Source organism: Sulfitobacter sp. (assembly GCF_041552635.1).
Lineage (GTDB): Bacteria > Pseudomonadota > Alphaproteobacteria > Rhodobacterales > Rhodobacteraceae > Sulfitobacter.
In genome coordinates this window covers 1-9,821 of record NZ_JBFEKM010000157.1, presented here as the reverse complement: position 1 = coordinate 9,821, position 9,821 = coordinate 1, and the positions used below count along the sequence as shown (strand labels likewise).

The following is a 9,821-nucleotide window of genomic DNA, read 5'->3' as shown; positions in this document are numbered from 1 at the left end:
TATGTGGTGCGTTGGGTTGATCAGGGTGTGGGCTGTTCCAAAGTGCCGGACATCCATGATGTGGGCTTGATGGAAGACCGCGCCACCTGCCGGATTTCTGCACAGGCGCTGGCGAACTGGCTGCACCATGGGGTGATCTCCGAGGATCAGGTCATGGCCGGCCTGAAAAAGATGGCAGCCGTGGTGGATGGGCAGAATGCGGGTGATCCGTTGTACAAGCCGATGGCACCGTCGTTTGACGGGATCGCGTTCAAGGCGGCCTGTGATCTGGTGATGAAGGGTCGCGTGCAGCCCTCGGGCTATACAGAGCCCGTGTTGCATGCGCGGCGGCTTGAATTGAAAGCGGCGCACGGTTGATCGGATGGGAGCGAGGGGCCAGCCCCTCGCGCTCCCCGGAGTTTATTTGGCAAAATGAAGAAGGTTTAGACTGATGGTATCGTTAGAGCAGGCGCGTTTGATGATTGCAGAGACGCTGAAAAAGGGCCGCGAGATGGGGTTCAAGCCTTTGTCGGTCGTTGTTTTAGATGCGGGCGGGCATGTTCAGGCGTTCGAGCGTGAAGACGGGGCGGCACCGGGGCGGTTTGCGATTGCCCATGGCAAGGCATACGGCGCGGTGATGTTGGGTATGGCCGGGCGCGCGCAGATGGCACGGGCCGAGGCGCAGGCCTATTTTATGCAGGCGGTCAACGGCGTGTTTGGTGGCGCTGTTGTGCCTGTTCCCGGCGGCGTTTTGCTGCGGGATGATGCGGGCGTTGTCATTGGTGCGCTTGGCGTGACGGGCGATACATCGGATAATGATCTCGAAGCGGCTTTGGCTGGAATTGATGCGGCGGGATTGGCGGCCGAAGCTTAAATATGACGCTTTAAGGGGTGTTGAGGTCGCGCATAGGACACGATAAGCTTTTGGCTAATCATCTAGTTTGAGGCTGTATATGTCACGTCCTGTCATCGGTATTATTGGCAACACCAGCCTTTTGAACGATCAATACCCGATCCATGCGGCCGGTACGATGAATACGGTCGCGGTCGCACAGGTGTCGGGCTGTATGCCGTTGATCATTCCCAGCGATCCATCGCTTGTGTCCATTGCTGAGTTGCTTGACACGTGCGATGGTTTCTTGCTGACGGGCGGGCGCCCCAACGTGCACCCCGAAGAATATGGCGAGGCTGAGACCGAGGCGCATGGCACCTTTGACCGGGCGCGCGATGCAATCGCCCTTGGGCTGGTGCGCGGCTGTGTCGAACGGGGCCAGCCATTCTTTGGTGTGTGCCGCGGCTTTCAAGAGGTCAACGTGGCCATGGGCGGATCGCTTTACCCTGAGATCCGCGATTTGCCGGGGCGGATGAACCACCGGATGCCCCCTGATGGCACGATCGAGGAAAAGTTCGAACTGCGCCATGATGTGCGATTCACCGAAGGTGGCGTGTTTCACGAGGTGCTTGGCGCGGCCAAGGTCCGCACCAATACCCTGCACGGGCAGGGGATCAAGCTTGCCGGTCCGCGTATTGTGATTGACGGCTATGCCGATGATGGCACGCCAGAGGCCATTTATGTGAAAGACGCGCCGGGCTTTACCTTGGCGGTGCAGTGGCACCCCGAATGGGACGCGGCGAACGACCCGGTATCGCGCCCCTTGTTTGAACGGTTCGGTGCTGCAGCACGGGCGTGGGTTCAGGGCAAACAGCAGGGCCTGCTGAAATCAGCGTGACACGGGTGTTTCAAAGTTAAAGTGGTGCATCGCAGGGGATGATGCGGGTTTGCGCCGGGATCGCCAAGTAAAGCCCTGTTGACTGGGCGATGCAAACGAGAGTGGCGCGTCGCCATGTTGCAATATCTTGGGATCGACCTTGTTTTCAGGCGGTTTGCGGCGGCTTTGAAAAAGACATTTCATTTTGTGCGATCCGATAAGGTGGCGTCCATAAGGCGAGATTAATCGCCTTATGGTTAATGCCCTCTAAACCGACGCGGTGGTTTCTACATATGACCGCCGGTCACCTGAATGCATTGCCCATTGATGCTTTGAGAACCGGGCCCGACCAGCCACATCGCTGCCGCGGATACTTCGGACACGTCAATCAGCCGTTTGTGCGGGTTGGAATTCACCATGATCGCACGGGCTTTTTCCTCTGATATTCCAGCGCGTTCAGAGATGGACGCCGTGTTCCGCGTGACAATGGGCGTGTCCACGTAGCCGGGGCAGATTGCGTTGAATGTATAGGGCTGGCCCATGTAATCTTCGGCCAAGGACCGCACCAGGCCGATCATCCCGTGTTTGGATGCGGAATACGCCGCGGCACCGGGCAGCCCGCGCAGCCCCGCCATGGACGAGATCGCAATGACACGGCCATAGTCGGTCTCGCGCATGGATTTCAGCGATTCGCGGATCGTCAGAAACGCACCGTCCAGATTGGTCGCCATCATGTTGCGCCAAAAGGCCATGTCGGTTTTATGCACTGACTTGCCTTCGGCGATGCCTGCGTTGGGGATGCAGATCTGGATCGGGCCGTGGGCGGCCACTGCGGCGGCGATCTTTGCCACCACGTCGTCCTCGTCGCGCACATCCATCGCCATGCCGGTCATGTTTTCGCCTGCGACTTCGTCCAGTACCTCTTGGCGGCGACCGGTGATGGTGACGTGGGCCCCTTTGGCCGCGAGGTCTTGGGCAATGGCAAGCCCGATCCCTGTGCCGCCGCCGGTGATCAATGCGTGTTTTCCGTTCAGATCCATAATGTCCTCCGTTCTTTCGGGGACATGCTGGGGGCAGGGGCCAGCAGGTGCAAGGTGGCGGTCACATTCACGCAACGTCGCATGATAAAAAACTGTGCTGTTATCGCTATCTGACCCCAGAAAGCGCCTTCACCTCAGGCCTGTGTCTTGTACTATAGGTACCCAAGCGATACTGCTCAGAGTAATAATGTTGCGCCACGGTGGATGCGGCAGAGGTAACGGGGGATTCTGGATTGAAGATCGGGACGCCAAAAGAAACGTTTGCGGGGGAACATCGCGTTGCGATGACACCCGATTCAGCACTGCAACTGCAAAAGCTGGGGCATGACTGCATCATTGAAACCGGTGCGGGGGCTGCGGCAGGCTTTGCCGACGATAAATACGAGGCCGCTGGCGTAGAGGTCGTCAAGACCGCCGCCGCCCTTTGGGAGGCCGCAGACGTGGTTGCCAAAGTGCGCGTGCCTGATGACGCCGAGATGAAAATGCTGCGGAGCGATCAGACGCTGATCTCGTTCTTTAGCCCCGTCGCGGACGAGGCAAAGATGAAGGCAGCTGCCGATAAAGGTGCCACCGTCGTTGCGATGGAAATGATCCCACGGATCAGCCGCGCGCAAAAGATGGATGCGTTGTCGTCCATGGCGAACATCGCGGGCTACCGTGCGGTGATCGAGGCGGGCAATAACTTTGGCCGCTTCTTTACCGGTCAGATCACGGCCGCGGGCAAAGTACCGCCAGCCAAGGTTCTGGTGGTCGGTGCCGGTGTTGCCGGTCTTGCCGCGATCGGTACGGCGACATCTTTGGGTGCGATTACCTATGCGTTTGACGTGCGTCCCGAAGTGGCCGAGCAGGTCGAATCCATGGGTGCCGAATTTGTCTATCTGGATTTTGAAGAAGAACAGCAGGACGGTTCCGCCTCTGGCGGCTATGCCTCTGTGTCGTCACCGGAATTCCGCGAAGCACAGCTGGCCAAGTTCCGTGAACTGGCCCCCGAGGTCGACATCGTCATCACCACCGCGTTGATCCCCAACCGCGAAGCGCCAGAGCTGTGGACCGAAGACATGGTCGCCGCGATGAAGCCCGGTTCGGTCATCATCGATCTGGCAGCGGAAAAGGGCGGCAACTGCAAGCTGACCAAGATGGACGAGAAAGTCGTGACCGAAAACGGCGTGACCATCATCGGCTATACCGACTTTCCAAGCCGGATGGCGACACAAGCCTCGACTTTGTATTCAACAAACATCCGTCATTTGATGACCGATCTCACGCCGGAAAAAGACGGTGTGATCAATCACAATATGGAAGATGACGTGATCCGTGGTGCCACGATTGCCCACGCAAGCGAAGTCACCTTCCCACCGCCCCCACCAAAGGTGGCGGCGATTGCGGCGGCCCCGAAAAAGGCTGCGGTCAAGGAGCTGACACCGGAAGAAAAGCGCGCGGCCGAAACGGCGGCATTCAAGGCACAGACAAAGTCCCAAGTAACCTTGCTGGCGATTGGTGGCGCGTTGCTGCTGGCCGTTGGTTTGGTGGCACCGGCCAGCTTTATGCAGCACTTTATCGTGTTTGTTCTGTCGGTATTCATCGGTTTTCAAGTCATCTGGGGCGTGGCGCACAGCTTGCACACACCCTTGATGGCGGTAACCAACGCGATCTCGTCGATCATCATTCTGGGCGCGCTGATGCAAATCGGATCCGGGTCCTTCTTGGTGATTATTTTGGCGGCTTTGTCGGTCTTCATGTGTGGGATCAACATATTCGGCGGCTTCCTCGTGACACGGCGCATGCTCGCCATGTTCCAGAAATCTTAAGGGGGCAGGGATCATGGATTTTGGTTTCACAACAGCGGCTTATGTGGTCGCAGCAATCCTGTTTATCCTGTCGCTTGGCGGGCTAAGCGGACAGGAAAGCGCAAAGCGTGCCGTCTGGTACGGCATTGTCGGTATGGCTTTGGCCGTGGCAGCGACGCTGATCGGGCCGGGGACGGGCTTTTGGTTCCTGTCGCTGATCCTGATCGCCGGCGGTGGTGCCATCGGGTACCAGCTGGCGACCAAGGTGCAGATGACGCAGATGCCGGAACTGGTTGCAGCGATGCACAGCCTTGTCGGTCTGGCAGCGGTGTTTGTCGGTCTGATCGCGCATTTCGAAATCGGTCGCGTGGGTGGTTTCATCGCCGCTGGTGGTGACCCATATGAACTGGGCACTTTCGCGGCGTTGATCGCCAAAAAGACCAGTGTCGAGCTGAGCATTCTGCGGGTTGAACTGTTCTTGGGCGTGTTCATCGGTGCGGTGACGTTCACCGGTTCCGTCATTGCATATGGCAAACTGGCGGGCCGCGTATCGTCTTCGGCTGAAAAGCTGCCCGGTGGTCACGTTCTGAACATCGCAGCGGCGTCTGTCGCGGTGCTGACGTTGATCTGGTACTTCAACACAGGCAGCTTCATGCCGTTGTTCTTGATGACGCTGGCGGCCCTTTTCATTGGCTACCATCTGATCATGGGCATCGGTGGCGCGGACATGCCGGTCGTTGTGTCGATGCTGAACAGCTACTCGGGCTGGGCCGCAGCGGCGATCGGCTTCTCGCTGGGCAATGATCTGTTGATCGTTGTCGGCGCGCTGGTTGGTTCGTCGGGTGCGATCCTGTCGTACATCATGTGTAAGGCGATGAACCGGTCGTTTGTCAGCGTGATTTTGGGCGGCTTTGGTGGCCCTGCGGGCGAACAGATGGCCGTTGAAGGCGAACAGGTCGCAATCGAGGTGGACGGCGTTGCAACCATGCTGAACGAAGCTGACAGTGTCATCATCATCCCCGGTTACGGGATGGCGGTTGCCCAAGCACAGCAAGCGGTCAGCGAGCTGGTCAAAAAGCTGCGTGCCCAAGGCAAGAACGTGCGTTTCGCCATTCACCCCGTTGCGGGGCGTTTGCCGGGTCATATGAACGTGCTGCTGGCCGAGGCCAAGGTGCCCTATGACATCGTGATGGAGATGGACGAGATCAACGATGATTTCCCGTCCACCGACGTGGCGATTGTGATCGGGTCCAATGACATCGTGAACCCTGCTGCGCAGGATGATCCAAACAGCCCCATCGCCGGTATGCCGGTTCTGGAATGCTGGAAGGCCAAGAACGTGATCGTGTCCAAACGCGGGCAGGGCACAGGCTATTCCGGCATCGAAAACCCGCTGTTCTTCAAGGATAACACGCGGATGCTCTATGGCGATGCCAAGGCCAGCTTGGACAAGCTGCTGCCGTTGATCGACTGATCCAGCTGGCTGGTTTACGGCCTTGCTAAAGACATGAAACGCCCTGTCAGGAATGACGGGGCGTTTTGCATTTTGCTGGCACGACACCGTCCTCAAGACCCGGCTTTATGACGCAGCTATCCGCGCTTCGTGAATGACATGCAGTGTCGTTGACGGTGCCAACACGTCAGTTCGCGCAACAGTGCTGTAAACCCCAGCGGGAGCTGTCATTTCTCCTTTTCATCAACTCGTCAGAAAAGGACTTCCAACATGACATCCCTGATTACCGGTGCCCCCCTGTGGGTTTGGCCTCTTTTTGTAGTGCTTTTGCTTGTCGGGTTACGGGCAAGGCGCAATCGCGAGGCCCCTGTCGTGTTGGTCTATGCCTTGCCGCTTTTGGGGGTGCTCGCGCTGCGCTCTGTCTATGCGGTCGGAGGCAGCGGTTGGGGCTGGGCCTTATTTGCACTGGCCTATGGGGCAGGGGCCGTTGTCGGCCACCACTTGCAGAAACGTTGGACCTTGGCCCGTGCAGGACGCAAGGTGCGCCTTGCGGGCGAAAGCATGACGCTGGTGGTGATGATGGCGCTTTTCTGGGCGAACTTTGTCGCGGGCGTTCTGCAGGCGGTCGCTCCCGCGATCATCGCTAATCCGTGGTTCCTTGTGGCGCTTTCCGTAATCCTTGGCGGATGTGCTGGCAGCTTTGCTGGGCGTGCAGTGCGCGTGTGGCGTATGGCTTAGGCGCGCTTGTTGCGGGGCAAAATCTGGCGCGGCAGGTCGACCACCCAACTGTTCGTGCGCAGCAGCCCCGTCGATTTCGCCGCGACCAGCCCGCCCCATGCCGCCAAAACATTGGCCAGTATTGCCGCTAAAATGATGCCCCAATATCCAAGGGTCAATGCCCCGAACCACGCAAGTGGCAGATACAGGACAAAGATGCGGCCAAGGCTTAGGCCCATCGACCACAGCGCCTTGTCGCGCGAATTCATAGCAGCATTAGCTGTGACCACGATGCCATAGCCAAACAGCGACAGACCCACAAATCGCAGATAGGTCGCCGCATAATTGCGGTCTTCTTCGCCCGAGGTGAAGATGCCGGCAATCGGTTCGGCAAAAAGCCCCAACACCACAGCAACTAAAGCGCCATAGCCCAAGCAGAACATGAAAGCATATCGGGTGGCGTCTTGGGCGCGGTCCTTGGCACCTGCACCCCAGTTCTGACCCACCACAGGCCCGATCCCTGCGGACAGCGCCAGCAGCGGGACCAGCGCCATGCTTTGGACCCGTGTCGCGGCACCAAACCCCGCTACGGCAGTTTCGCCCACGGTTGCGACGGCCGCAGTGACCATGGCCAAGCCCGCCGGGTTAATCGCATTCGAAAACGCAGCAGGCAGGCCGACGTTCAGAATTTGTCGGGCCGAGGATCCGATCCGGTCAAACAACCCACCACACCAGCCCAACAACCCACGCTGCCACGCGATGAACAGCGCAAGGGCCACGGCCACCACACGCCCCGCAAGCGTTGCCATGGCTGCGCCCTGAACGCCAAGCTCTGGCAGGCCCCACATCCCAAAGATCAACAGCGGGTCAAGCCCCACATTGATCACCGCCGCCACCACCATGATCCAGGAAGATGTCAGGCTGTCGCCATGGGCCCGAAACACCGCATTGGTCACCATCATCGTCACCAGAAACGGAAAGCTAAGCGCCCAGATTGGCATGTATTCCGCGATCCTTCCAGCAACCTCGTTCCCCGCTCCGATGGCTTGGAAAATATAGGGATAGATCAACCAGACCACCCCTGCGACCGCCGTAGACAAGGCCAGACCAATGCCCATGGCATGCAGTCCCAGCCGCTGTGTTGCTTCGTCACTATCTGCGCGACCGATCGCCTGACTAAGTGCAGCATTCGCCCCCGCACCAAGCCCGATCGAAAGCGACGTGATCGCGGTTGTCACCGGATAGATAAACCCCACCGCAGCCAGCGCTGTGCCGCCGATCTGGCCCAGAAAATAGGCATCGGCCAATCCGACGCTTAGTACCGCAAAAATGCCAAAACCCATCGGCGCAGTCATGGCTGCCAAGGCGCGCCATACGGGGCCTTCCGTCAGGTCGCGACCGCTTTTTTGCTGTGTGGTTTCATCACCTTGGTCTGCCATGGGTCGCCGCTCCGCCATCTGTCGCTAAGCCCGTCAACCTAGTGCAGCGTCCGCACTTTGCGAGTGTTCCCCGTCACAGCGTCCGGCCAGTATTCAATGGTACACCATAAGGCCATGGAAATAATCATTTTTTTCTGTTCTTTGCGGCGGATTATAGTATCTTGTCACAAACCGCCGGTTTGCATGACGAGGACCCAGATGGCAGCGATAAACGACCACCCCTTGCGCTATTCGCTCAACAGTGAATTGCACGCGCGCCCGTTCCCGTCGCTAAGCGCCCCGCATGTTGCGGCCTATCTTGCCGTGCGCGCCCCCGGCGAGGCGGCATCCCGCGATAGGTCTGTGGACCTTGATAACCTTTCAGCATTGCTGAAGCATTACGGTGCACCGCTGCCTGCGGAAAACGCGACCCATTACTATGGGCCGATGGGGAAATACGCGCTGAAATGGGAACAGCATACGGAATTCGTGACCTATACTGTGTTTTCCGACCAGCTGAGCGAGCGGCCATTTGATCCGGCCGAATTCGACGTGTTTCCGGAAAGTTGGCGCAAGGGGCTGAACGCGGAACGTATCACCTCGATCTTGCTGCGGCTGGTGACGCGGCCCGATACCAACGAACAGATCTCGGGGAGCCTGCGCGACTGGTTCGTCCCCGAAAGCCTTGCCGTCGCCAAGGTGCTGGACGATGCGGCCGTGGTCGCCAGCGATTTCCGCATTGATTCAGCGGGCCACATGCGCATGGCGATCTTTGCGTCTGACGGTACCGGTGACAGACGCCTTGGCCGCATCGTTCAGCGGCTCTGCGAAATTGAAACCTATAAATCCATGTCGATGTTGGGTTTTGCCGAGGTGCGTGATTTTGGCGGGCAGCTGAATGCGTTGGACAAGCAGCTGAACAACCTGATGGTTGGTATGCGTGCCTCGGATGCCATGGCCGAAGACACGCTGCACAAGCTGTTGGACATCTCGGTGCAGCTTGAAACCTTGTCTGCCGAAGTATCCTACCGTTTCGGGGCCACAGAGGCCTATCAGGCCATCGTCAATCAACGGATATCTGCGCTGCGCGAGGCGCGGTTTATGTCGCGGCAGGGCTTTGACGAATTCATGATGCGGCGGTACGAGCCGGCCATGCGTACGGTCAAATCCTCCGAAAACCGGTTGCAGTCCATCTCGGCCCGCGCCATCCGTGCATCTGAATTGTTGCGGACGCGGGTGGATGTTGAACGCTCTGCCCAGAACCAGGAAATTCTGGCCAGCATGAACGAACGTTCTGACCTGCAGTTACGGCTTCAGCATACGGTCGAAGGATTGTCCGTGGTCGCGATCAGCTATTACGCGGTGTCTCTGACGGCCTATATGATCACGCCACTGGCCGAGCAGGTCGGCATCGGCAAGGGGGTGGTGACCGCCCTTGCCGTGCCGGTTGTTGTGGCTTTGGTCTGGTGGATGCTGCGCCGGTTACGCAGTAAAATCATCTAGCAAGGCCCGCCGCTGGTACGTTGGCCCTGCTTCGGTCAGCCGTGGGACAGCTGGCCGACCGGGGTGCGGCGCAATACGGCATGTGTCGCCAAAACACCCACACCGATCATCACGATCGCAAGGATTGCTGCCAGCGACAGGGTCGGAACACCCGACAGACCGGCCCCCAACGTGCAGCCACCGGCCAGAACACCGCCAACGCCCATCAACGCCGC

The 9,821-nt window shown here is 58.8% G+C and carries 9 protein-coding genes and 1 pseudogene; 7 read left to right on the top strand and 3 right to left on the bottom strand.

Annotated elements, in window-relative coordinates; genetic code table 11:
* From ABYT07_RS16320 to ABYT07_RS16310, 3 genes and pseudogenes are all read left to right on the top strand, one after another.
* Positions 1 to 357, top strand: a pseudogene (locus ABYT07_RS16320) (malate synthase G); the annotation flags it as partial.
* A 73-nt stretch (positions 358 to 430) separates the two neighbouring features.
* Positions 431 to 853 carry a heme-binding protein gene (locus tag ABYT07_RS16315; RefSeq protein ID WP_372993094.1) on the top strand — a complete coding sequence of 141 codons (423 nt, stop codon included), beginning with the start codon at positions 431 to 433 and terminating at the stop codon, positions 851 to 853.
* A 79-nt stretch (positions 854 to 932) separates the two neighbouring features.
* Positions 933 to 1,709: a gamma-glutamyl-gamma-aminobutyrate hydrolase family protein gene (locus tag ABYT07_RS16310; protein ID WP_372993093.1), complete on the top strand. Its 777-nt coding sequence runs from the start codon at positions 933 to 935 to the stop codon at positions 1,707 to 1,709.
* A 266-nt stretch (positions 1,710 to 1,975) separates the two neighbouring features.
* Here ABYT07_RS16310 and ABYT07_RS16305 read toward each other — a convergent pair whose 3' ends face one another.
* On the bottom strand, positions 1,976 to 2,728 hold the full coding sequence (locus ABYT07_RS16305; RefSeq protein ID WP_372993092.1) for an SDR family NAD(P)-dependent oxidoreductase: 753 nt from the start codon (positions 2,726 to 2,728) through the stop codon (positions 1,976 to 1,978).
* Positions 2,729 to 2,961: 233 nt separating this feature from the next.
* Between ABYT07_RS16305 and ABYT07_RS16300 the strand changes: the two genes are divergently transcribed.
* The 3 genes from ABYT07_RS16300 to ABYT07_RS16290 all read left to right on the top strand — a co-directional run bounded on the left by ABYT07_RS16300 (position 2,962) and on the right by ABYT07_RS16290 (position 6,706).
* Positions 2,962 to 4,536: a Re/Si-specific NAD(P)(+) transhydrogenase subunit alpha gene (locus tag ABYT07_RS16300; protein WP_372993091.1), complete on the top strand. Its 1,575-nt coding sequence runs from the start codon at positions 2,962 to 2,964 to the stop codon at positions 4,534 to 4,536.
* Between the two features lie 13 nt (positions 4,537 to 4,549).
* The gene (locus ABYT07_RS16295; protein WP_372993090.1) at positions 4,550 to 5,989 is read left to right on the top strand and encodes an NAD(P)(+) transhydrogenase (Re/Si-specific) subunit beta; all 1,440 of its coding nucleotides are present in this window, start codon (positions 4,550 to 4,552) and stop codon (positions 5,987 to 5,989) included.
* Positions 5,990 to 6,238: 249 nt separating this feature from the next.
* Positions 6,239 to 6,706: a hypothetical protein gene (locus tag ABYT07_RS16290; RefSeq protein WP_372993089.1), complete on the top strand. Its 468-nt coding sequence runs from the start codon at positions 6,239 to 6,241 to the stop codon at positions 6,704 to 6,706.
* Here the strand turns inward: ABYT07_RS16290 and ABYT07_RS16285 are convergent.
* A complete protein-coding gene (locus ABYT07_RS16285; RefSeq protein ID WP_372993088.1) occupies positions 6,703 to 8,124 on the bottom strand; it encodes an MATE family efflux transporter in 1,422 nt (473 codons plus the stop codon). The two genes, ABYT07_RS16290 and ABYT07_RS16285, sit on opposite strands and share 4 nt — an antisense overlap.
* Positions 8,125 to 8,322: 198 nt before the next feature.
* On the opposite strand from ABYT07_RS16285, the gene ABYT07_RS16280 reads away from it, so the two are divergent.
* Entirely contained in the window at positions 8,323 to 9,606 is a 1,284-nt protein-coding gene (locus ABYT07_RS16280; RefSeq protein ID WP_372993087.1) for a DUF3422 family protein, read from the top strand.
* A gap of 35 nt (positions 9,607 to 9,641) precedes the next feature.
* On the opposite strand, the gene ABYT07_RS16275 is transcribed toward ABYT07_RS16280, so the two are convergent.
* On the bottom strand, positions 9,642 to 9,821 hold a 180-nt coding region (locus ABYT07_RS16275), incomplete at its 5' end, for a YeeE/YedE thiosulfate transporter family protein (protein ID WP_372993086.1).